The 21,740-nt window shown below is 72.0% G+C and carries 16 protein-coding genes; 11 read left to right on the top strand and 5 right to left on the bottom strand.

Annotated features, from left to right (window positions below; genetic code table 11):
- Window positions 1-8: 8 nt before the first annotated feature.
- Entirely contained in the window at window positions 9-710 is a 702-nt protein-coding gene (locus tag ACZ6TD_RS14780) for a ribonuclease HII (RefSeq protein WP_137979865.1), read from the top strand.
- A gap of 68 nt (window positions 711-778) precedes the next feature.
- The gene (locus ACZ6TD_RS14775; protein ID WP_471354230.1) at window positions 779-1,438 is read left to right on the top strand and encodes a hypothetical protein; all 660 of its coding nucleotides are present in this window, start codon (window positions 779-781) and stop codon (window positions 1,436-1,438) included.
- Window positions 1,439-1,538: 100 nt separating this feature from the next.
- Here the strand turns inward: ACZ6TD_RS14775 and ACZ6TD_RS14770 are convergent, their stop codons facing one another.
- Both ACZ6TD_RS14770 and ACZ6TD_RS14765 read right to left on the bottom strand, forming a co-directional pair.
- The gene (locus ACZ6TD_RS14770; protein WP_471354229.1) at window positions 1,539-2,162 is read right to left on the bottom strand and encodes a hypothetical protein; all 624 of its coding nucleotides are present in this window, start codon (window positions 2,160-2,162) and stop codon (window positions 1,539-1,541) included.
- Between the two features lie 229 nt (window positions 2,163-2,391).
- A complete protein-coding gene (locus ACZ6TD_RS14765) occupies window positions 2,392-4,557 on the bottom strand; it encodes a RecQ family ATP-dependent DNA helicase (RefSeq protein WP_471354227.1) in 2,166 nt (721 codons plus the stop codon).
- A gap of 110 nt (window positions 4,558-4,667) precedes the next feature.
- On the opposite strand from ACZ6TD_RS14765, the gene ACZ6TD_RS14760 reads away from it, so the two are divergent.
- From ACZ6TD_RS14760 to ACZ6TD_RS14735, 6 genes are all read left to right on the top strand, one after another.
- Entirely contained in the window at window positions 4,668-6,206 is a 1,539-nt protein-coding gene (locus ACZ6TD_RS14760) for a DUF4192 domain-containing protein (RefSeq protein WP_471354225.1), read from the top strand.
- 382 nt (window positions 6,207-6,588) lie between these two features.
- Window positions 6,589-7,350, top strand: a complete 762-nt coding sequence (locus ACZ6TD_RS14755) for an NUDIX hydrolase (protein WP_471354223.1) — start codon at window positions 6,589-6,591, stop codon at window positions 7,348-7,350.
- Window positions 7,351-7,480: 130 nt separating this feature from the next.
- Window positions 7,481-9,670, top strand: coding sequence for an ATP-binding cassette domain-containing protein (locus tag ACZ6TD_RS14750; protein WP_471354221.1), 2,190 nt, complete (start codon window positions 7,481-7,483; stop codon window positions 9,668-9,670).
- Window positions 9,671-9,906: 236 nt separating this feature from the next.
- Window positions 9,907-10,860: a FadR/GntR family transcriptional regulator gene (locus tag ACZ6TD_RS14745; RefSeq protein ID WP_471354220.1), complete on the top strand. Its 954-nt coding sequence runs from the start codon at window positions 9,907-9,909 to the stop codon at window positions 10,858-10,860.
- A gap of 468 nt (window positions 10,861-11,328) precedes the next feature.
- On the top strand, window positions 11,329-12,894 hold the full coding sequence (locus ACZ6TD_RS14740) for an RNA polymerase sigma factor (protein ID WP_471354218.1): 1,566 nt from the start codon (window positions 11,329-11,331) through the stop codon (window positions 12,892-12,894).
- 192 nt (window positions 12,895-13,086) lie between these two features.
- The gene (locus tag ACZ6TD_RS14735; protein ID WP_471354216.1) at window positions 13,087-13,917 is read left to right on the top strand and encodes a S1 family peptidase; all 831 of its coding nucleotides are present in this window, start codon (window positions 13,087-13,089) and stop codon (window positions 13,915-13,917) included.
- A gap of 189 nt (window positions 13,918-14,106) precedes the next feature.
- On the opposite strand, the gene ACZ6TD_RS14730 is transcribed toward ACZ6TD_RS14735, so the two are convergent.
- Complete coding sequence (locus ACZ6TD_RS14730) at window positions 14,107-14,337, bottom strand: DUF7455 domain-containing protein (RefSeq protein ID WP_037964812.1); 231 nt, start codon at window positions 14,335-14,337, stop codon at window positions 14,107-14,109.
- A 441-nt stretch (window positions 14,338-14,778) separates the two neighbouring features.
- Between ACZ6TD_RS14730 and ACZ6TD_RS14725 the strand changes: the two genes are divergently transcribed.
- The 3 genes from ACZ6TD_RS14725 to ACZ6TD_RS14715 all read left to right on the top strand — a co-directional run bounded on the left by ACZ6TD_RS14725 (window position 14,779) and on the right by ACZ6TD_RS14715 (window position 19,179).
- Window positions 14,779-16,902, top strand: coding sequence for a DNA gyrase/topoisomerase IV subunit B (locus tag ACZ6TD_RS14725; RefSeq protein ID WP_471354214.1), 2,124 nt, complete (start codon window positions 14,779-14,781; stop codon window positions 16,900-16,902).
- 220 nt (window positions 16,903-17,122) lie between these two features.
- Window positions 17,123-17,575, top strand: a complete 453-nt coding sequence (locus ACZ6TD_RS14720) for a DUF485 domain-containing protein (protein ID WP_471354212.1) — start codon at window positions 17,123-17,125, stop codon at window positions 17,573-17,575.
- Window positions 17,572-19,179 (top strand): solute symporter family protein, encoded by a 1,608-nt coding sequence (locus ACZ6TD_RS14715; protein ID WP_471354211.1) that lies wholly within the window; start codon window positions 17,572-17,574, stop codon window positions 19,177-19,179. Before ACZ6TD_RS14720 ends, ACZ6TD_RS14715 begins: the two co-directional genes overlap by 4 nt.
- Window positions 19,180-19,192: 13 nt before the next feature.
- On the opposite strand, the gene ACZ6TD_RS14710 is transcribed toward ACZ6TD_RS14715, so the two are convergent.
- Together ACZ6TD_RS14710 and ACZ6TD_RS14705 are read right to left on the bottom strand one after the other, a co-directional pair.
- On the bottom strand, window positions 19,193-19,903 hold the full coding sequence (locus ACZ6TD_RS14710; protein WP_471354210.1) for a response regulator: 711 nt from the start codon (window positions 19,901-19,903) through the stop codon (window positions 19,193-19,195).
- Window positions 19,900-21,570, bottom strand: coding sequence for an ATP-binding protein (locus tag ACZ6TD_RS14705; protein WP_471354208.1), 1,671 nt, complete (start codon window positions 21,568-21,570; stop codon window positions 19,900-19,902). The genes ACZ6TD_RS14710 and ACZ6TD_RS14705 overlap by 4 nt, the downstream gene beginning before the upstream one ends.
- Window positions 21,571-21,740 lie beyond the last annotated feature (170 nt).

The following is a 21,740-nucleotide window of genomic DNA, read 5'->3' as shown; positions in this document are numbered from 1 at the left end:
TCCTCGCCATGGCCTATGAACCGCCCACTCACAGTGTCGAGCGCTCGCTCCGCGCCACGACGGGAGCCAAGATCGTCGTCGGTATCGACGAGGTCGGGCGCGGGGCATGGGCCGGTCCGGTGACGGTCTGCGCGGCGGTCACCGGTCTGCGTCGTCCGCCGACCGGGCTCACCGACTCCAAGCTGCTGAGTCCCAAGAAGCGCACGGCCCTGGCCCAGGAGTTGGACTCGTGGGTCACCGCACACGCCCTGGGTCACTCCTCTCCCGAGGAGATCGACGACCTGGGGATGACGGCCGCCCTCCGGCTCGCCGCCACGCGTGCGCTGGACGCGCTGCCGGTCCGGCCGGACGCGGTGATCCTGGACGGGAAGTACGACTACCTCGGCGGTCCCTGGACGGTTCGTACGGTCATCAAGGGCGATCAGTCCTGTGTGTCCGTCGCCGCCGCCTCGGTGATCGCCAAGGTCCGCCGGGATGCGATGATGGCCGAACTGGGAGCCGAGCACACGGACTTCTGCTTCGGGGACAACGCCGGATATCCGTCCCCCACGCACCGCGCCGCCCTGCGGGAACTGGGGCCCACGCCCCACCACCGGCTGTCCTGGGCCTATATGGACGGGCTGCCCCGCTGGCGGCACCTGAAGCGGTTCCGCAGCACATCCGAACCGGTCGGGCTGGAGGACGAAGGCCAACTCGGCTTCGACTTCTGAGCAGACCAAGCGGTCAAAACCGCCACCCGCCGATGCGACTCGCACCGACGTTTGATAGACATCAGCCCATGCCTCTCATCCCCGAGGAGCCTCAGATTCACGAGAGTGTCCCGGGTCCCCGCGCGACACCGGCCGTAGGCCGTACCGCGCCGACCCCTCGTCCTGTCCCTGGTCCCGGCCCCCGGCCCGCACCGCGGCGGCCCGGAAGCCCCGGTCCCAACCGTGGCTCCGCCGGAACCTCGTCGGCTCAGTCGCAGCGCACCACGAGCGATGCGACGAAGCCCGTGCCGACCGCCCCGGCGGCTTCGGCTGCCAAGGCCGCACCCACCGCCACGAAGGCCACGCCCCAGATCCAGCTGATCCCCGCCACGGTGGACGGCGCCCTGGACGCGGCGGACGAGGCGGTCGACCTGCTGCTGGATTCCGGCCGGGCGCCTGGTGACATCCTGGTGCTGACCACCGGGGAGCAGCATCCCTGGGCGGCACATGAGTTGTCCTTCGGCGAGGCGTCCTACTGGGCGCAGTACGACGCCGGAGACGATGTCTTCTACGCCGGCGCGGATGCCGACCGCGCCAAGGGCCGCCCGGTCGTGGTCGTCGCCGTCAACGGCGGTGCGAACGACGCCGTGGCCCGCGCGCTGCCCGAGGCGATGGGCCGGGCCGGGACGCTGCTGATCGTCTGCGGCGATCCGGAGCGCATCAACACCCTCATCGGCCCGGGCGTCTGAGGCCGCACGTCCCCGAACGCCCGGTGTCCGGCAGTCTCTGTCCCCTGTGGCGGAGCTGTCCGGCGTCCGGACGGCCGGTGGCCGCGCGGCCCGCGACCGGTCAGACGGCGGCGGAGTGGCTCAGTGCCTTGCGCCGCCCTCCGAGGTGGGGCCGTGGCAGCGCCTTGGCGTCGCCGTCGTCCTCGACGGCCACGCCCAGCTCGGTGGGCAGCGAAGCGGAGTGCGGCCGACGGCCGCCCCGCCCCTCGCCGAGGACCCGCCATCCGTCGTGGGTCAGCGTGATGTACGCACCGCAGCGCAGGCCGTGCAGGGTGCAGGCGTCGCGCAGCCCCCACATCCAGGCGCCGTCCTCCTCCGTCCACCGGCTCTCGCCCTCGCGGCAGTAGAGCAGCACGGCGGTGCGGATCGGTGTGCGGCGCCGCAGATCGTGCGGGATCACCCGGCGCAACTGCGCCAGCAGCGCGTTCCGGAAGTCCCAGCCGTCGACGGCGGCAGCGCCGCGGCGGACGAACGAGGCGCTCGCCGTGAGCCGTTCGTCCGGATCGAGGACCGCGACGACGGCGGTCGAGGGCCTGGGCAGATGGCGGATGTGCAGTCCGGTGACCACCTCGCGCGGATTGCGCAGCAGCGGGATTCCCGCTGCCGCCCACTCGGCGGGCTGGAGCATCCGGCCGGCTCGGGAAGCGGAATCGGCGGACGGTGGCGGAGCGAAGCCGAAGGTCACGGTCCTCCCTTCGTCTGCGCCCACGGTCCGTGCGAAGGGTCGGGCACGGGCGCGGGCCACGACACAGCCCCGTCGGTACCACGGCCGGACCGGGGGCGGGGGAGCTGCTGACAATTCTCGCGGTAGCGCCCGCGTGCGGCAATGCACAGTCGCCACCACCGACCGTTTTGCCTGGATGTGCGTTCTATATTCCTGGCCGGTTCACGCCCCGCCGCGGCCCCGGCCTTCCCTACCCCTGCACAGCGAGGACCAGCGGAAACACCCCCGCCGCCCCGGACCGGCGGAGCAGTCGGGAGGCGACGGCCAAGGTCCAGCCGGTGTCCGCCAGGTCGTCCACCAGCAGCACCGGTCCACCCGCCTCGGCGAGGGCCGCCGCCAGCGGCGCCGGCACGGTCAGCGCGCCGTGCAGCGCCCGCAGCCGCTGGGCGCTGTTGGTGCGCGGCACTCGGGTGTCGATCTCGCCGTCGTGGTACGCGACGCTCCCGAGCAGGGGCAACCGGCCGACGGCGGCGATCCGTTCACCCAGTGACCGGATCAGCTCGGGGCGGGTGCGGGAGGCGATGGTGACCACGCCCACCGGTCGGCCCGGGGCATCCGGCGCGCCCGAGGCCCAGCCGCCGGGGCCCTTGGCCCAGTCGGCGAGCACCGTCACCACCGCACCGGCCACATCGTCGGGCACCGGCCCGTCCGGGCTCTGTGGGGCCAGCAGCGGCCGCAGCCGGTTTCCCCAGCCGATGTCGGACAGACGCCCCAGGGCCCGGCCCGGAGCGGCCTGCTCATCCGCCGGAATGCGGCCCTTGAGGTCGACGCCCACCGCGGGCAGCCCGGTCGGCCACATACGGCGCGGCTCCACCTCGACACCGGGGCGCCCCAGCTCACCGCGCGCCGCGTCCAGCGCGGCGGCGGACACCTCGGTGGTGAACCGCGCCCCCGCGCAGTTGTCACAGCGGCCACAGGGCGCCGCCTTCTCGTCGTCCAGCTGCCGCCGCAGGAACTCCATCCGGCAGTCGGCCGTCGTGGCGTACTCCCGCATGGCCTGCTGCTCGGTCTCCCGCTGGCGCGCCACCCACGCATACCGCTCCGCGTCATACGCCCAGGGCTGCCCGGTGGCGGTCCAGCCGCCGCGCACCCGCCGCACCGCGCCGTCCACGTCGAGCACCTTGAGCATGATCTCCAGACGCGACCGCCGCAGCTCGACCTGGGGCTCGAGCGCGGGCAGCGACACCGGCCGGTCCGACGCCGCGAGCACGTCGAGCGTGCGGCGCACCTGCTCCTCGGGCGGGAAGGCGAGCGAGGCGAAATACCGCCAGATCGCCTCGTCCTCGCGGCCGGGAAGGAGCAGCACCTCGGCGTGCTCCACACCGCGCCCGGCGCGCCCGACCTGCTGGTAGTAGGCGATGGGGGAGGACGGCGAACCGAGATGCACCACGAAGCCGAGGTCCGGCTTGTCGAAGCCCATGCCCAGCGCCGAGGTGGCGACCAGCGCCTTGACCCGGTTGGCCAGCAGGTCCTCCTCGGCCTGCTGGCGATCCGCGTTCTCCGTCTTGCCGGTGTACGACGCGACGGTGTGGCCGCGCTGCCGCAGGAACGCGGTCACCTCCTCGGCCGCGGCGACGGTGAGGGTGTAGATGATCCCGGAGCCCGGCAGCTCATCCAGGTGGTCGGCGAGCCAGGCGAGCCGATGCGCGGCGTCCGGCAGCGGCAGCACACCCAGCCGCAGGCTTTCCCGGTCCAGCGGGCCGCGCAGCACCAGCGCCCGCCCGGCTCCTTCGCCCGTGCCCAGCTGCTCGGCCACATCGGCGGTGACCCGCGCGTTCGCGGTCGCGGTGGTGGCGAGCACGGGCACGCCCTGGGGCAGATCGGCGAGCATGGTGCGCAGCCTGCGGTAGTCGGGCCGGAAGTCATGGCCCCAGTCGGAGATGCAGTGTGCCTCGTCGACCACCAGCAGGCCGGTGGCGGCGGCGAGCTGGGGCAGCACCTGGTCGCGGAAGTCGGGGTTGTTGAGCCGCTCCGGGCTCACCAGCAGCACATCCACCTCGCCCGCGGCCACCTCCGCCTGGATGGTGTCCCACTCCTCGGTGTTCGCGGAATTGATCGTGCGGGCGTGGATACCGGCGCGCGCGGCGGCGTCGACCTGGTTGCGCATCAGCGCCAGCAGCGGGGAGACGATCACGGTGGGACCGCTGCCGCGCTCACGCAGCAGCGCGGTGGCGACGAAATACACCGCCGACTTGCCCCAGCCGGTGCGCTGCACGACCAGTGCCCGGCGGCGCTCGGCGACCAGCGCCTCGATCGCCCGCCATTGATCCTCCCGGAGCCGGGCGGTGCCGGTGGTGTCCCCGACGAGGCGGGCCAGGACGCGGTCGGCCGAGAGGCGCAGGTCTTCGTCGCTCATGCCCCCATGCAACCCGATCCCACCGACATCGCGCCAACGCCCCCGGCGGCCTGTGGATAACGTTATCCACAGGGGTGGCGGGGTCGGCGGGGCTGAGGGACCGTCGGGCCATGACTCGACACAACGAAGCGGCCGGTCTGCCCGGCGAAGAGCAGGTCACCCTCCGCAGCCCGGCCGAGCTCGCCGATGCCCTGCCGTATGTCCTGGGCTTCCAGCCGGACGACAGCATTGTGATGATCGCGCTGCACGGCGCCCGCGGCCGGTTCGGCGGCAGGCTCAGGCTCGGCATTCCCCGGGTCCCGGAGGAGTGGCCCGAGGTCTGCGATCAGCTCGCCGAATGCCTGATCAGCGGCAGCGAGCGGCGTGGCGTGCGGCCGGACGGGGTCGTTCTGTTCCTGTGCCAGGAGCCGGCCGAGGGAGAGTCCGCGCAGGAGGCGATGGAGCGGCTGCGGCCCCTCGCCCAGCGGCTGCGCATCGCGTGCGGCGGTTTGGAGGTGCCGGTGTTCGAGGCGCTGTGCATCTCCGGCGGCCGCTTCTGGTCATATGTCTGCCCCGACCGGCGCTGCTGTCCGCCGGAAGGCGTTCCGCTCGCCCTGCCCGGCACCTCGGTCATGGCCGCGGCGGCGACGTTCGCGGGGGTCCAGGTGCGCGGCTCGCTGCGCGAGATGGAGGCCAGGCTGACCCCGCTCGGCGGGCCCCGGGCCGATGGTCAGGAGCGGGCGCTGGACGCGGCCGGGGCCGAGCTCGTGCCGAGGATTCTGGACGGCGCCGGCTCCGCGACGGTGTGTGCGCAAACCCTCGGTCTGGTGGGCCGGACGCTGGACACGTTCCAGGCCGCGCCGCCGGTCGCCGACGCCTGCGCGGCCGATCTCCGCGATGACGGTCTGCTCGACGACCGGGAGGCGGCGGCGATGATCATCGGGCTGCAGGACCGGCGGACCCGGGACCGGGTGGCCGGGTGGATGGAGGAAGCGGACGCCGACGCGGCGCTGCGGCTGTGGCGCGCGCTGGCCCGTCGCTGTGTCGGCTCCTACGGGGAGCATGCGGCGGCGCCGCTCACCCTGGCGGGGTGGGTCGCCTGGTCGGCGGGTGATGAGCTCATGGCACGGGTGGCGCTCGGCCGTGCCCTGCGAGTCGACCCCGACTACCTCTTCGCGAGGTTGTTGCACCAGGCGTGCAACGAGGGGGTCCACCCGAAGCTGCTGCGTCAATGCCTGCGCCGAGAGGACTCCGAGCGCTCCGACCGGGCCGACCGGGCCGACCGCGCCGTGCACGCCGCGGTGCACGCGGAGCTGGAGCGGCTCGGCGACTTGGCTGCCGCCGAGCCGCTGGGGGCGGCCGGAGTCCCGGTCGAAACGGCCATGGAAACGGACGGACCGGCCGAGACGGCTGACCCCACCGAGTCGGCTGAGCCCACCGAGTCGGCCGCCCGCGTGGAAGCGGAGGAGTTGGAGGAAGCGGAGGAATCGGGGAAGGCGGAAGGCCAGAGGGAGCGGCAGTCGGCGCGGGAGCGGCCGAGCGGGGCGGCGGGCCCGGGCGGCAGGAGCGGCTCGGCCGGGGCGAGCGCCCCGGGTGGCAGGCGCCGCCCGGAAGGACGGCCGCGCCCCCGGCGCCGCACCGGCGGCCGGGGTACGCGCAGCCGCCGCTGACCCGGCCGGGGGAGCCCTGGCGCGGGGGCCAGGAGCGGCCGGCGGGTTGCCCTCGGGGATCCCGATCCCCTGGACGGCTCGGGCCCAAGACCCGCGGCCCGGAGGCAGCCGATGGGCGGCAGGCGGATGTGCTGAGGTCCGGCGGCCAGGGGGCGGTAGGTGGGCGGCAAGGGAAATGGGCCGAGGCGCGGGGGCCGGGAGCGGGCGGTGGGCGGCAGGGAGTGGGCTGAGGAGTGGTGGTTCGCGGGCGCGGCGCGGGTCGGGGGATTCGGAAGGGGGTGTGGCAATCGTGCAGGCGAGCGCTTGAGAGAGCGATTTCACGAACATCGGTGATCATGCTCAAGAGCCTGATTATCGTCAGGCAGACGACTATGATCGCGTCATGCCCTACGACCCGTCGGCTTTTCCGGCATTCGCCGTCACCGTTGATCTGGTCGTGCTCACCGTACGGCGGCATTCGCTGTGTGCGCTGGCCGTTCGCCGTGGGGAGCCGCCCTTCAAGGGGCGGTGGGCGCTGCCCGGTGGGTTCGTGCGGCCCGATGAGGATCTCGCCGTCGCCGCTGCCAGGGAGTTGGCCGAGGAGACCGGGCTGCTCGCCCATGAGCCCACGCTTCCGGTCCCGCCGAACGCCGCCCATCTCGAGCAGCTCGCCACCTACGGTGATCCGAAGCGGGACCCCCGGATGCGCGTGGTCAGCGTGGCGCATCTCGCGCTGGCGCCCGATCTGCCCGCGCCCCGGGCCGGGGGCGACGCGCACAGCGTGCGCTGGGCGCCGGTCGAGTCGCTGCTCGACCAGGACGGGGCCTTCGGGCGCGACAGCGAGCTGGCCGCCCCCCTTGCCTTCGACCATGCCCGCATCCTCGCGGACGGGGTCGAGCGCGCCCGCTCCAAGATCGAGTACTCCTCGCTGGCCATCGCCTTCTGTCCGCAGGAGTTCACGGTCGGCGAGCTGCGCCGGGTGTACGAGGCGGTGTGGGGCGTGGCCCTGGACCCGCGCAACTTCCACCGCAAGGTCACCGGGACCCCGGGATTCCTGGTGCCCACCGGCGGTACGACGACCCGTCAGGGTGGCCGTCCCGCCCAGCTGTTCCGGGCCGGAGGGGCGACGCTGCTCAATCCGCCCATGCTTCGTCCCGAGGTGTGACGGGCCATGACACGACGACTCCCCGGGAGTGCTATGTCCTGAAGAAATAGGACATAGCGGGTTACCGTTCTTCGGTACGCCACCAGTCCCCACGTGCCATCGAGCGGTTCCATGCCCCGCGGGAGAAGCCATGATCCAGGCCACCGGACTGACCAGCACCCCCCGCCGCAACCATCCGCCCGTTGTCGACGACCTCACCTTCGAGGCCCCGGCGGGCCGGGTCACCGCACTGGTCGGCGGCCCCGGCGCGGGCAAGACCACCGCGCTGCGGCTTCTGCTGCAGCTCGACCGGGGCCATGGCTCCGCCTTCTTCCGGGGCCGCCCCCTGCACCGCATCCGGCGCCCGGCTCATGAGATCGGCGTTCTCCTCGAGGACGTCCCTGGCCACCCGGGCCGCACCGTGCGGGGGCATCTGAGGATGCTCGGTGCCGCGGCCGGGGTGCCCGCCGCACGCGCCGATGTCGTGCTCGATGTGGTTGGCCTCACCGATCTGGCGGACGAGCGTCTCGGTGATCTGTCCACCGGGGCGGAGCGCCGTCTCGGGATCGCCACCGCACTGCTCGGAGACCCGCACACCCTGGTCCTCGACGAGCCCGCACGGGGCCTGTCGGCCCGGGAGACCGCCTGGCTCTACGGGCTGCTGCGCCAATTCGCCGCTCAGGGTGGTGCCGTCCTCGTCGCCACCGAGGACGCCGAGGGTGTGATCCGCCTCGCGGACCAGGTGCTCACCCTGGAATCGGGGCGGCTGGTGGCCGATCAGCCGGTGGACGAGTTCGCCCGCACCCGGCTGCGTCCGCGTGTCGTCGTCCATTCGCCGCTCGTCGGCCGCCTCGCCGCCGTCCTGGAGGAGGAGGTCGAGGCCGCCCGGAAGTTGGCCGAGGCCCAGGCGGCGGAGGAGGCCCGGGCAGCGGCCGAGCTCGCGGCCAAGGCCGAGGCTGCCCAGGCCGCCGACGCCGCCCAGCCCGACGTGGCCGACAGGGGCGACGTCGTCAAGGCCGAGAGCGCCGGGCCCAAGGTCAGGAAGAGGGCGATCTGGCGCAAGGTCAGGAAGGCCCAGTTCGCCACCCGGGGTTCCGCCGCCGGGGCCGAGGCGAAGAAGGCCGCCGCGGAAGCCGCGGCCAACGACAAGACGGCCAACGACAAGGCCAACAAGGCAGACCCGGCAAACCCGGCGGACAAGGCTGCCCCCGCCTCCGCCCCCGCCGCCATCCCCGCCCCCGCCACCGACACCGACGCGCCCGGCGCCGAAGCGGCTCACACGCGGACCGGGGTCGGTGTCGCAGCCGGGATCGGAGTCGGGACCGAGGCCGAGGAGGAACTGGTCGCCGCGCCCGCCGACCCGTTCTCCGTGGTGCGGGACGACGAGACCCACATCTCCGTCTACGGCCTGTCCCCCGCCTCCGTCGGGGAGACCGCCTATCGCCACGGCATCGTGGTCCACCGGCTGGTCGAGGAGACCGCCGATCTGGGCCCGGGGACTCCCGCGGCCGCCCGTGCCCGCGACCCCGAGGCGCCCCCACTGCGGCTGCTCCCCAGGCTCCGCTTCCCCGGCCCCGCCTGGCCGATGCGCTACGAGGTGCGCCGCGCCACCGGCGTACGGACCGGCTGGCTGATCGGCGTCGCCTCCATCGTGGCCTCGCTCCTCGCCTCCGTGCTGCTCGCCCGCGCCGGTGACGCCGGGGAGCTGCACCGGCTCACCGGCTGGCCCGCCGACCTCCCGCTGCCTCCCGTCGCCATCGCGGCCGGTCTCCTGGGCGCCCTCGCCTTCGGCGACGAGTTCCGCTTTCCGGCACTGGCCGCGGCCCGGGACGCCGTGCCCCGCCGACTCGGGCTGCTGGCCGCGAAATTCGCGGTCTGCGCGGCCGGTGCCGTCCTGCTGTCGCTCGGCGTCATCGTGCTCGACAGCGCGGCGCTCCTGCTGCTCGTGGGCGGCAACGCGGTACCGCTGCCGGGCGACTGGCCCGCGCTGGTGGTCGGCGTCTTCGGCCTGACCATCGGCTCGTCGTGGGCCGGGCTGCTCGCCGCCGGCGTCTTCCGTTCCACCGCGCTCGGGCTGGCCACCCTGCTCGCCGTGCCGATCCTCGCGGTGCCCGTCGTCCAGCGCGCGGCGCAGGACCCGTCGCTGCGTTCGCTGGTCATGCTGCCCCACCGGCTGCGCGCGGCGACGCTGGACCGGTCACCCTCCATGATCGACCGAGGGCTGGCGGTCGCGCTGCGGCTCGCGTCCCAACCGGTCGGACAGGCGCTGATGTTGTCGGTGGCCGTCCTGCTGTGCGCCTACGCCCTCACCGGTCTGCGCGGTAAGAGCACCCGCCAGTAGCACCCGCCCCGCGCCGTCGACCGCCCGACCGCACGCTCCGACGCCCGCCCGCTCCGACGACCCCCCACCTCGCCGCCCGCTCGGTCCGGAGGTCGCCCGGCCCCGTACCGAGCCAGTGGATCAGGCCCGAAGCGGATTCGCACAGCCATCGCGCGAACTGCTCGCAACTCCCCGAAGGTGCTTCTTTCTGTCCGATTGAGCGTCAATTATGAGGTAATGGGCGATCACCCTTTCGTGTGCTTTTCACCAAAGACCTCAAGGGCTTCCGAGGCGTCGCCGACAAAGGATGCGTGAGTACCCTTGCGCACACCACGATGACCGCGGCTCGCCCCGCCGACTCCGGCCTGGCCGGTTCGGGCGAGCTTGACCGCTACACCTACGCCGAAGCCCCCGGCGCCGACCGCGGCAGCGCCCCCTCCTCCTGGGACGGTGCCGAGGCGGAGATCGGCCGGGTGGGCCGACGCGCGGCCGGCAACCGGGGCCGCGGGCTGCACGGCCAACTCGTTCAGCAGCTGGGCCAGATGATCGTCTCCGGTGACCTGGGCGCGGACCGTCCGCTCGTCCCCGAGGAGATCGGTCAGCGCTTCGAGGTCTCCCGCACCGTCGTGCGGGAATCGCTGCGCGTCCTCGAGGCAAAGGGCCTCGTCAGCGCCCGCCCCAATGTGGGCACCCGGGTCCGCCCGGTCAGCGACTGGAATCTGCTCGATCCGGACATCATCGAGTGGCGCGCCTTCGGTCCACAGCGCGACGGCCAGCGCCGCGAGCTGTGCGAGCTGCGCTGGACCATCGAGCCGCTGGCCGCCCGCCTCGCCGCCGGGCACGGCCGCGAGGAGGTGCAGCAGCGGCTCGGCGACATGGTCGAGATCATGAACCATGCGCTGGCACAGGGTGACGCCCTCACCTTCTCCCGCGCCGACGCCGAGTTCCACGGGCTGCTGCTCCAGGTCGGGGGCAATCGGATGCTGGAGCACCTGGCGGGCATCGTCGCCGCCGCGCTCCATGTCTCCGGGGCCCCGGTCTCCGGCTGCGACCGCCTCACCGAGGCGGGGGTCGCCCACCACCGCCGGATCGTCGAGGCGATCGGCGAGGGTGACGCCGTGGCGGCCGAGGCGGCGATGCGCCAGCTGCTGACCGTCCACCCGGATCTCGATCATGCCGAGGTCGGGGTGCCCGCGCCGCGCGAGCACTGATCCGCGGCGCGTCCGGCCGCCCGGACCGCCGGGTGTCCGGAGCGTGCTGTGTACGACGTACGGCAAGGCGGTGCCAGTGGGCGGCGAGTTCCGGCCCGATGGATGCCGTACGGCGTACGAGAGGGCGTCGCCGGATCCCGCGTCGCGGGTTCGGCGGCGCGGCGCGATCTGATCGATCAGCGCCGTCCGACTCCCATCGGTGCGCGACTGGGAGTTTTCTGTCCCGTTGGATGGGCATTAAGACCGTTATGGGGTGTGACTCGGGCCACGAGTATTGGGCGTAACGCTCTTTGGGGCAGCGCGATGATTAAAGAGGTGGCAGCCGCGGAGGGAATACGGATGTCGCTCATAACGCTGTACACCTCCGCACTCCGCCCGCGCCGTCGGTTCATCCCTGCCGGCGGTCGTCGGCTCCGGTCCCCAGTGGACTGAGCCGGAAGCCGTTTCCAACGTTCCGAGAGGTTGTTCGTGTCGGCCAGCACATCCCGTACGCTCCCGCCGGAGATCGCCGAGTCGGAGTCTGTCATGGCGCTCATCGAGCGGGGAAAGGCTGAGGGGCAGATCGCCGGCGACGATGTGCGCCGGGCCTTCGAGGCTGACCAGATTCCGCCAACCCAGTGGAAGAACGTACTGCGCAGCCTCAACCAGATCCTCGACGAGGAGGGTGTGACGCTGATGGTCAGTGCCGCAGAGGCGCCCAAGCGCACCCGCAAGAGCGTCGCAGCGAAGAGCCCGGCAAAGCGCACCGCCACCAAGACTGTCGCGGCCAAGACGGTCACCGCCAAGAAGGCCCCCGCCGCCCCGGCCGCTCCCACCGCGGACCCGGGCGCTGCCCCGGCCGGTGAGGCCACGGCGGCCCCCGCGAAGAAGGCCGCCGCCAAGAAGACGGTCGCCAAGAAGACGGTCGCCAAGAAGACCACCGCCGCCGCCAAGAAGACGGTCGCGAAGAAGACCACCGCCAAGAAGGACGTCACCGACGAGCTCCTCGAGGGCGAGGACGTCATCGAGGAGGCACCGGGCAAGCCCGGCCCCGAGGGCGCCGAGGCCGAGCCGGAGAACGCGGGCTTCGTGCTCTCTGACGAGGACGAGGACGACGCCCCCGCGCAGCAGGTCGCCGCGGCCGGTGCCACGGCCGACCCGGTCAAGGACTACCTCAAGCAGATCGGCAAGGTCCCGCTGCTCAACGCCGAGCAGGAGGTCGAGCTCGCCAAGCGCATCGAGGCCGGTCTGTTCGCCGAGGACAAGCTCGCCAACGCCGACAAGCTGGCCCCCAAGCTCAAGCGCGAGCTGGAGATCATCGCCGAGGACGGCCGCCGCGCCAAGAACCACCTCCTGGAGGCCAACCTCCGTCTGGTGGTCTCGCTGGCCAAGCGCTACACGGGCCGCGGCATGCTCTTCCTGGACCTCATCCAGGAGGGCAACCTCGGTCTGATCCGCGCGGTCGAGAAGTTCGACTACACCAAGGGCTACAAGTTCTCCACGTACGCCACCTGGTGGATCCGTCAGGCGATCACCCGCGCCATGGCCGACCAGGCCCGCACCATCCGTATCCCGGTGCACATGGTCGAGGTCATCAACAAGCTGGCGCGCGTCCAGCGCCAGATGCTCCAGGACCTGGGCCGTGAGCCCACCCCGGAGGAGCTGGCCAAGGAGCTCGACATGACCCCCGAGAAGGTCATCGAGGTCCAGAAGTACGGCCGTGAGCCGATCTCGCTGCACACCCCGCTGGGCGAGGACGGCGACAGCGAGTTCGGTGACCTCATCGAGGACTCCGAGGCGGTCGTCCCGGCCGACGCGGTCAGCTTCACCCTGCTGCAGGAGCAGCTGCACTCCGTGCTCGACACGCTCAGCGAGCGCGAGGCGGGCGTGGTCTCGATGCGCTTCGGCCTCACTGACGGTCAGCCGAAGACCCTCGACGAGATCGGCAAGGTCTACGGCGTGACGCGTGAGCGCATCCGTCAGATCGAGTCCAAGACGATGTCGAAGCTGCGCCACCCGTCCCGCTCCCAGGTCCTCCGCGACTACCTGGACTGATGATGCGGACCGCCGCCTCATAGCGAAGCGGTACAGCACGAAGGCCGGGCTCCCTCCGGGGGAGCCCGGCCTTCGTGCTGCGCGGGGTCATGTTCCGTGGTCATGTTCCCCGCTTGGCCCACTCGGGATGCGCTTCGCGACAGAGGGGGTAACGCTGAGTATGCGTCTTGCTCCGTATGGTCAGGAGGCCGCATGCCCAGGTCGCCCCGCTCTCTCCTCATCGCCCTGGCGGTGCCGCTGGCCGCCGCACTCGCGATAGTGCTCACCGCACCCGCTCCGGCGACGGCCGACCGTGTGGTGATCGGCGGGCATCCGGCCCGTACGGTCGAGGCGCCCTGGACGGTGGCCGTGGCCAGCCGTGCGCTCTTCGGGGACAAGAGGTCGGGCCAGTTCTGTGGCGGGGCGGTGGTGGGCCCCACAACGGTCGTCACGGCGGCCCACTGTCTGAGCCGTGGGGTGCTCGGCAAGGACTGGCAGGAGGTACGGGACCTGAAGGTGATCATCGGCCGCAACGACCTGCGGAAGAAGGACGGGGTGGAGTACCCGCTCGCGCGGGTCTGGGTCAATCCGGCCTACGAGGGCGACAACCGGGCCGGGGACATCGCGGTGCTCACCCTGGGGGTCGCGGTGCCCGCGGCCTACACCATCCGCATGGCGGGCACCGGCGACCAGGCGTACCGGCCGGGTGAGCGGGCCGCCGTGTACGGCTGGGGCGATACGGAGGGCGATGGCACCTATGCCTCGTCGCTGCGCACCGCGACGGTCCGGGTGCTGGCCGACAGCGTCTGTGAAAGCGCCTATCCGGGCAATGCGGAGGGGGACTACGACCAGCGCTCCATGGTCTGCGCCGGGCTCCCGGACGGGGGGCGGGACGCCTGTCAGGGGGACAGCGGAGGGCCTCTGGTGGTCCGGGGACGGCTGGTGGGCCTGGTGTCCTGGGGGAGTGGATGCGCCGTGGCGGGGCGGCCCGGCGTCTACACGAGGATCTCTTCGGTGGCCGGTCTGGTGGCCGCCCATGGCTGACGCCGAGCCCGGGGGCGCCCGTGGAAGGGCCTGGAAGGGGCCCCGGAGCGAGTTCCGCAGGGCCCTTGGGTCATGCCGAAAGTCCCGAAAGACCCACGATACGAGCGTGGGCGGCCGCCCCGCTCAGGGGCAGACCGCCCGGGATTCCGGCCCTGGGCCGGCGTCGCTCGTCGTCGTGGGTATGAGGCGTCAGCGTTCGTCTTCGGACGCGGACGCCGGAACGGCCGTGAGTCGCTCGGTCTCGTCCTGTATTTCCGCGGCGATCTTCTTGAGTTCCGGCTCGAACTTGCGCCCGTGGTGGGCACAGAAGAGCAGTTCACCACCGCTGATCAGCACGACGCGCAGGTACGCCTGGGCGCCGCAGCGATCGCAGCGGTCAGCGGCCGTCAACGGGCTCGCGGGGGTCAGAACAGTAGTCACGTCGCCTCTTCTCTAGCTCGACGAGCTGTCGTACCAGGGTCAACATCCAACCAGCCTGAAATCGTTCCCGCTCGTGGCTTTTTCCCAAAAGTTGCTTCTGAGTAGGCCGGATGGTGACGTTTGGCGGCGAATGAGCCGTATTGCCTAGCTTTGATGCTTCGCGTCGATTGTCTGGTTTGCCCTCCCGGCTGGGTTGCCGGTTGTGAATGAGGACGTGCCCGGAGCCTAAATGGTTCATGCCTGAAAGGGAACGTGATGTGTGTGGCACCGCCGTGACCTATCGAACGTACGAGCGAAACGGTGGCCGGTGCGACTAGCATGGACGTTTCAACGGGTGGCGGCACAAAGGCTCTATCAAGCCTCGGTACGCTCTGACGGGCGACCATGCCACCATCGTGCCCACAGTCGGGCCAACCAGAAATTCAGCGAGGAGCGAACCGCGTGACCGCCGACACGTCCGTGCCGTCCACTGCGCTGCTGACCGGAGCAGACCGGGGCGGCGGTAACTACACCGCGCGGCACCTTCTCGTCCTCGAGGGGCTCGAGGCGGTGCGCAAGCGCCCCGGCATGTACATCGGCTCCACCGACAGCCGCGGTCTCATGCACTGCCTCTGGGAGATCATCGACAACTCGGTGGACGAGGCCCTGGGTGGCTTCTGCGATCACATCGAGGTGATCCTCCACGACGACGGATCCGTGGAGGTGCGGGACAACGGCCGGGGGATCCCGGTGGACGTCGAGCCCAAGACGGGGCTGTCCGGCGTCGAGGTCGTGATGACCAAGCTGCACGCCGGCGGAAAGTTCGGCGGCGGCGCGTACGCGGCCTCCGGCGGTCTGCACGGCGTCGGCGCCTCCGTGGTGAACGCGCTGTCCGCCCGTCTCGACGTTGAGGTGGACCTCCACGGCAGGACCCACGCGATCAGCTTCCGCCGCGGCGTCCCCGGGATCTTCACCGAATCCGGGCCGGACGCCCCGTTCGACCCGTCCAGCGGCCTCCTCAAGGGCAAGAGGGTCCCCAAGACCCGCACCGGCACCCGCATCCGCTACTGGGCGGACCGCCAGATCTTCCTCAAGGACGCCAAGCTCTCCGTGGAGACGCTGTACGCGCGCGCCCGGCAGACCGCGTTCCTGGTGCCGGGGCTCACCCTGGTGGTCCGGGACGAGCGGGGCCTGGAGGGGCAGGAGGGGCCGGTCGAGGAGACCTTCCGCTACGACGGGGGGATCAGCGAGTTCTGCGAGTACCTCGCCCAGGACAAGGCCGTCTGCGATGTGCTGCGGCTGTCCGGGCAGGGCACCTTCAAGGAAACCGTGCCGGTCCTCGACGAGCGCGGTCACATGAACCCGACCGAGGTCACCCGTGAGCTGGGCGTGGACATCGCGCTGCGCTGGGGCACCGGCTACGACTCGACCGTCAAGTCCTTCGTCAACATCATCGCCACCCCCAAGGGCGGCACCCACGTCTCCGGCTTCGAGCGCTCGATCACCAGGACCGTGAACGAGGCGCTGCGCGCCACCAAGCTGCTGCGGGTCGCCGAGGACGACGTCGTCAAGGACGACGCCATGGAGGGCCTGACGGCGGTGGTGACCGTAAGGCTGGCGGAGCCGCAGTTCGAGGGGCAGACCAAGGAGGTGCTGGGCACCTCGGCGGCCTCCCGCATCGTGGCCAATGTGGTCTCCAAGGAGCTCAAGGCGTTCCTGACCTCCTCCAAGCGGGATGCCAAGCAGCAGGCCCGCGCCGTCCTGGAGAAGGTCGTGGCCGCGGCCCGTACGCGCATCGCGGCCCGTCAGCACAAAGAGGCGCAGCGCCGTAAGACCGCGCTGGAGTCCTCCTCGCTGCCCGCGAAGCTGGCCGACTGCCGCAGTGACGACGTGGGCCGCAGCGAGCTGTTCATCGTCGAGGGGGACTCGGCGCTGGGCACGGCCAAGCTGGCCCGGAACTCCGAGTTCCAGGCGCTGCTGCCGATCCGCGGCAAGATCCTCAACGTGCAGAAGTCGTCGGTCTCCGACATGCTCAAGAACGCCGAGTGCGGTGCGATCATCCAGGTGATAGGGGCCGGATCGGGCCGGACCTTCGACATCGACCAGGCGCGCTACGGCAAGGTCATCTTCCTCGCCGACGCCGATGTCGACGGCGCCCACATCCGCTGTCTGCTGCTGACCCTCTTCCAGCGCTATATGCGGCCGATGGTCGAGCAGGGACGGGTCTTCTCGGCGGTGCCGCCGCTGCACCGGGTGGAGCTGGTGAACCCCAAGCGGGGGCAGAGCAAGTACCTCTACACCTACTCCGACCAGGAGCTCCAGGAGACCCTGCTGGACCTCCAGCGCCGGGAGATCCGCTACAAGGACGGCATCCAGCGCTACAAGGGTCTCGGTGAGATGGACGCCGACCAGCTCGCGGAGACCACGATGGACCCGCGCCACCGCACCCTGCGGCGCATCAACATCAGCGACCTGGAGGCCGCCGAGCGCGCCTTCGACCTGCTCATGGGCAATGAGGTCGCGCCCCGTAAGGAGTTCATCACCAACTCGGCGGCGACCCTGGACCGGTCGCGCATCGACGTCTGACGCCCGGCCCCCCGGCGGGGCCGGTTCGGCGGGGTCTCCCACCCGGGGGACCCCGTTCGGCGTTTTCCGCTCTGCCCGCTCCTGGAGTGCCGTTTCCGGGCCGTTCATCACCTGAGTCACCTGATGGGGTGAAGGTCCGGTATTGAAGGGTCCTGGATCTTTCTGATCTGCCCATCCTTGGTCACGCGGCGAAGGCGGCAGTGAACAAGGAGTGTTCGGGGTGGACATGCACAACGCGCGCGACACGGGAGCGGCGCGGCTGGAGGACCCGTGGTACGACGCGCTCGCGTCCGGCTGGGGTGAGGCGGACGACACGGACGGCGGGCCTCGGCGCGCGCGTCCGCCCGCCGCCCAGGCGGTCTACACGGAGGTGCACGGCAGCGCCGCCTTCCAGGAGGTGCGCCGGCGCCATCGCCGGTTCGTGTTCCCCGCGGCCGCCGCGTTCCTCGTCTGGTACCTGGCGTATGTCGTCGCGGCCACCACCGCACCCCATCTGATGGCCCGTCCGGTCGTGGGCACGCTCAATGTGGCGATGGTCGCGGGGCTCGCGCAGTTCGCCACCACCTTCCTGCTGACCTGGGCGTACGCCCGGCACGCACGGCTGCGCCGGGACCGGGTCGCGCTCGAACTCCGCTGGGTGACGCAGGAGATGATGCGGGGGCACGGGCGGTGATCGGCAATCAGCGGAGCCTGGCGCTGCTGCTCTTCGGCGTCTTCGTGGCGGCCACCTTGTCCATCACCACCTGGGCGGGGCGTCGGCGGCACGGCTCGCCGGAGGAGTTCTACGCGGGCGGGCGGTTGTTCTCCCCGATGGAGAACGGCTTCGCCATCGCCGGTGACTACATGTCCGCCGCGTCCTTCCTCGGAGTCTCCGGCCTGATCGCGCTCTTCGGCTATGACGGCGTGCTGTACTGCGTGGGCTTCTTCGTGGCCTGGCTGGTGGTCCTGCTGCTGGTGGCCGAACTCGTCCGCAACTGCGGCCGGTTCACCCTGGCCGATGTGCTGGCCGCCCGGATGCGGGAGCGCCGGGTCCGGATCGCCGCGGGCATCTCCTCGGTCACGGTCTGTGTGCTCTATCTCGTGGCCCAGATGGTCGGCGCGGGCAGTCTGGTCGCCCTGCTGATCGGGGAGACGGGCGGGCGCGCCCGCGCCTGGACGGTGATCGGCGTGGGCACCCTGATGGTGGTCTTCGTGGCGCTCGGCGGGATGCGTGCCACCACCTGGATCCAGATCGTGAAGGCCGTGCTGCTGATGGGCGGGGCGGTCACGCTGACCGCCCTGGTCCTCGTCCGCTTCCGGGGCGATCTCGACACCCTGCTCAGCACCGCGGCGCGCAACAGCGGCCACGGCGTGGACTTCCTCGCCCCCGGGCTCAAGTACGGCGGCAGCTGGACCGCCCGGCTGGACTTCGTGAGCCTTGGCCTGGCCCTGGTGCTGGGCACCGCCGGGCTGCCGCACATCCTCTCGCGCTTCTACACGGTGCCCACCGCCCGCGCCGCCCGCCGCTCGGTGATCTGGTCCATCGGGCTGATCGGCGGCTTCTATCTGATGACGATCGTGCTCGGCTTCGGCGCGGCCGCCGTGCTGGGCACCGATGCCGTACGGACCTCCAACGCGGCCGGGAACACGGCCGTTCCGCTGCTCGCGCTCGACCTCGGGGGCGGCGCCGGATCGACCGGGGGCACGGTGCTGTTCGCGGTCGTCGCCGCGATCGCCTTCGCCACCATCCTCGCCGTCGTCGCCGGGATCACCCTCGCCTCCTCGGCCTCCGTCGCCCATGACCTCTACGCCTCGCTGAGCAGGCGGGCGGGCCGCACCCCGCGCGGCGAGGTGGCGGTCGCGCGGATCGCCGCGGTGGGGATCGGGGCGGCCGCGATCGGTCTTGGGCTGCTCGCCGAGGACCTCAATGTGGCGTTCCTGGTGGGGCTCGCGTTCGCCGCCGCCGCGTCGGCGAACCTTCCGGTGCTGCTGTACTCGCTGTTCTGGCGGCGGTTCACCGCGCGCGGCGCGGTCTGGTCGGTCTACGGGGGGCTGCTTCCGGCGGTGGTGCTGGTGGTGCTGTCCCCGGTGGTCTCCGGCGGCCCGGACGCGATCTTCTCCGGAGTGGACTTCCACCTCTTCCCGCTCCAGAACCCGGGGCTGGTCTCGGTGCCCCTCGGGTTCCTCGCGGGCTGGCTCGGGACGGTCACCTCACCGGCGCCCGCGGACGGCCCCGGCCATGCCGCCAAGCACGCCGAGACGGAGGTGCGGGCGCTCACCGGGGCGGGCGCGGCCTGAGGCGAGGAAGGGCTCAGACCCAGTCGTAGCGGTGCTCGGGGCGGCCGGTCTCGCCGTATTTGAGGCTGAGCCGCACCCGGCCCGTGCGCTCCAGCAGCTTCAGATAGCGCTGTGCGGTCTGTCTGCTGAGCGAGGAGCGCTCGGCCACCTCCTGCGCCGACAGGGGGCCCTCGGCGCCCCGCAGCACCTCCCGTACGAGATCGGCGGTGAGCGCCGAGTGGCCCTTGGGCAGTTCCGCGGGGCCGGCCGAGGCGCCGCCCAGGGCGCCGAAGATCCGGTCCACCTGGTCCTGCCCGGCCTCGCCGTCGCCCTCCAGCGCACGGCGCAGCGCCGCGTACCCCTCCAACTTGGTGCGCAGCCCCGCGAAGGTGAACGGCTTGACCAGGTACTGCAGCGCGCCATGGCGCATCGCCGCCTGGACGGTCGCGATGTCGCGGGCCGCGGTCACCATGATGATGTCGGTGTGATGGCCGAGCTGCCGCAGCCGCCGCACCAGCGACAGCCCCGTCTCGTCCGGCAGATAGTGGTCGAGCAGCACCAGGTCGACGTGGGTGCCCTGGGCGCCCTCCAGGAAGGCCAGCGCCTCGGCGGCGGTGTGGGCCTGCCCGGCGACGCGGAACCCGGCCACCTTGCCGACGTACGCGGCGTTGACCCGGGCCACCCGGACGTCGTCGTCCACGACCAGCACCTCCAGGGGCCCGCCCGGTCCGGTTCCAAGGGTCATCGTGGCTCTCCTGTCACGGTCAGCGGCGTCCCGGCCGGCTGTTCGGTCAGCGCCTCGGGGAGGACGACGGTGAACTCCGCGCCCCCGCCCTCGCGGTCGGACACGCGGACGCTGCCGCCCTGGCGTCCGGCGAGGCGGCGTACCAGCGCGAGCCCTATGCCGCGCTTGCCGTGCGCGGGCGGCTCCTTGGTCGACCAGCCCTCGGTGAAGACCACATCGCGCCGGTCGGCGGGGATCCCGGGGCCGGTGTCGGAGACCCGCAGCAGCACCGTACGGTCGTCAGCGCACAGCTCCACCTCGACCCGCGGCTCCGGCGAACCGACCGCCGCGTCCAGGGCGTTGTCGATGAGATTGCCGACGATCGTCACCAGCCCCGGTGGGTCCACCAGCCGGTTGGGCAGCAGGCTGTCCTCGGCGACGGACAGCGAGACGCCGCGTTCGGTGGCGACCGTGGCCTTGCCGACCAGCAGGGAGGCCAGCAGCGGATCGTGCACCCGCTCGGTGACCTGCTCGGCGGTGGCCCGGTGCACCCCGATCGCCTCGGTGATGAACTCCGTCGCCTCGTCGTGCAGTTCGAGTTCGAGCAGGCCGAGGAGGGTGTGCATCTGGTTGGCGTGCTCATGGTCCTGGGCCCGCAGGGCGTCGATGAGTCCCCGGGTGCCGTCCAGCTCGCGGCCCAGCCGCTCCAGTTCGGTGCGGTCACGCAGGGTGACCACCGCGCCGCCGTCGTCCGTCGGCATCCGGTTGGCGACCAGCACCCGGCCGCCGCTGACGGTCAGCAGATCGGCGCCGGTGACCCGCCCGGACAGCACATCGGTCGTACGGCCCGGGGCCAGCACCGCCTCCAGGTGCTGCCCGGTGTCCTCGGGGCGCAGATCCAGCAGCCGCTGGGCCTCGTCGTTGATCAGCCGGATCCGGCCGTGGGCGTCGAGGGCGACGACGCCCTCCCGGATGCCGTGGAGCATCGCCTCGCGTTCGGCCAGCAGTGCCGAGATATCGGAGAAGGCCAGGTCATGGGTGCGTCGCTGGAGCCGGCGGGAGACCACGTACGCGGCCAGGGCGCCGACCGCGAGCGCGCCGCCCGCGTAGGCGAGCATCTCCGGGACCGCGGCGACGAGCCGGGCGCGCACGCTCTCGTAGGAGATGCCCACGGAGACGGCGCCCACGATATGGCCGTCCCCGGCGCGCAGGGGCACCTTGCCGCGGGCCGACCGGCCGAGGGTGCCCTCGTCGATCTCCATGACCTCCCGGCCCTCGAGGGCCTCGGTGGGGTCGGTGGAGACATGCTTTCCGATCTCGTCCGGGGAGGTGTGCGACCAGCGCACCCCGCGGCGGTCCATGATCACGACATATTCGGCGCCGGTCGCCCGGCGGATGCGTTCCGCCTCGGTCTGCACCGGCCCGCCGGGGGTGGGCCGGGTGTGCTGGAGCGCCTCGGCCATCCGGGGCTCGGCGGCCGTGGTCTGGGCGATGGCGAGGGCGCGGCGCATGGCCTGGTCGTCGAGGTGGTCGCTGAGCGGCGCGAGGAAGAGGCCGGTCGCGAGCACGGTGACACCCGTGGCGATGGCCAGCTGCATCAGCAGGACCTGGGAGAAGACGCGTCGGGGCCAGCCGATGCGCCACCTTGTGGCCGTGGCTGCCGGCCCCGGCGGTATCGCGGCGCTCATGGCAACGAAGGGTAACCAAGGGCGGGTGGGAGGGACCGGGGCAGGACCTGGAGAGGCGCCCGAGGAGGGCCCCGGGAGCGGCCATCCCGGGGTGCTACGGGGGTGGTGGTCGTGGGTGTGACGAGGGCGGGGCGTGGGGCGGCGGAGGCGCTTGGAGAGGGGCGTGGGGG

Source organism: Streptomyces yongxingensis (genome assembly GCF_055597465.1).
The sequence above is the reverse complement of the archived record's forward strand: the minus strand, read 5'-3'. Positions and strand labels throughout refer to the sequence as shown.

What these genes read in the sequence shown, in the direction of transcription:
- ACZ6TD_RS14780 (WP_137979865.1), top strand. Translation starts at nt 9, where the DNA reads ATGGCCTATGAACCGCCCACTCACAGTGTCGAGCGCTCGCTCCGCGCC.
- ACZ6TD_RS14775 (WP_471354230.1), top strand. Translation starts at nt 779, where the DNA reads ATGCCTCTCATCCCCGAGGAGCCTCAGATTCACGAGAGTGTCCCGGGT.
- ACZ6TD_RS14765 (WP_471354227.1), bottom strand. Translation starts at nt 4,557, where the DNA reads ATGAGCGACGAAGACCTGCGCCTCTCGGCCGACCGCGTCCTGGCCCGC.
- ACZ6TD_RS14760 (WP_471354225.1), top strand. Translation starts at nt 4,668, where the DNA reads ATGACTCGACACAACGAAGCGGCCGGTCTGCCCGGCGAAGAGCAGGTC.
- ACZ6TD_RS14755 (WP_471354223.1), top strand. Translation starts at nt 6,589, where the DNA reads ATGCCCTACGACCCGTCGGCTTTTCCGGCATTCGCCGTCACCGTTGAT.
- ACZ6TD_RS14750 (WP_471354221.1), top strand. Translation starts at nt 7,481, where the DNA reads ATGATCCAGGCCACCGGACTGACCAGCACCCCCCGCCGCAACCATCCG.
- ACZ6TD_RS14735 (WP_471354216.1), top strand. Translation starts at nt 13,087, where the DNA reads ATGCCCAGGTCGCCCCGCTCTCTCCTCATCGCCCTGGCGGTGCCGCTG.
- ACZ6TD_RS14710 (WP_471354210.1), bottom strand. Translation starts at nt 19,903, where the DNA reads ATGACCCTTGGAACCGGACCGGGCGGGCCCCTGGAGGTGCTGGTCGTG.
- ACZ6TD_RS14705 (WP_471354208.1), bottom strand. Translation starts at nt 21,570, where the DNA reads ATGAGCGCCGCGATACCGCCGGGGCCGGCAGCCACGGCCACAAGGTGG.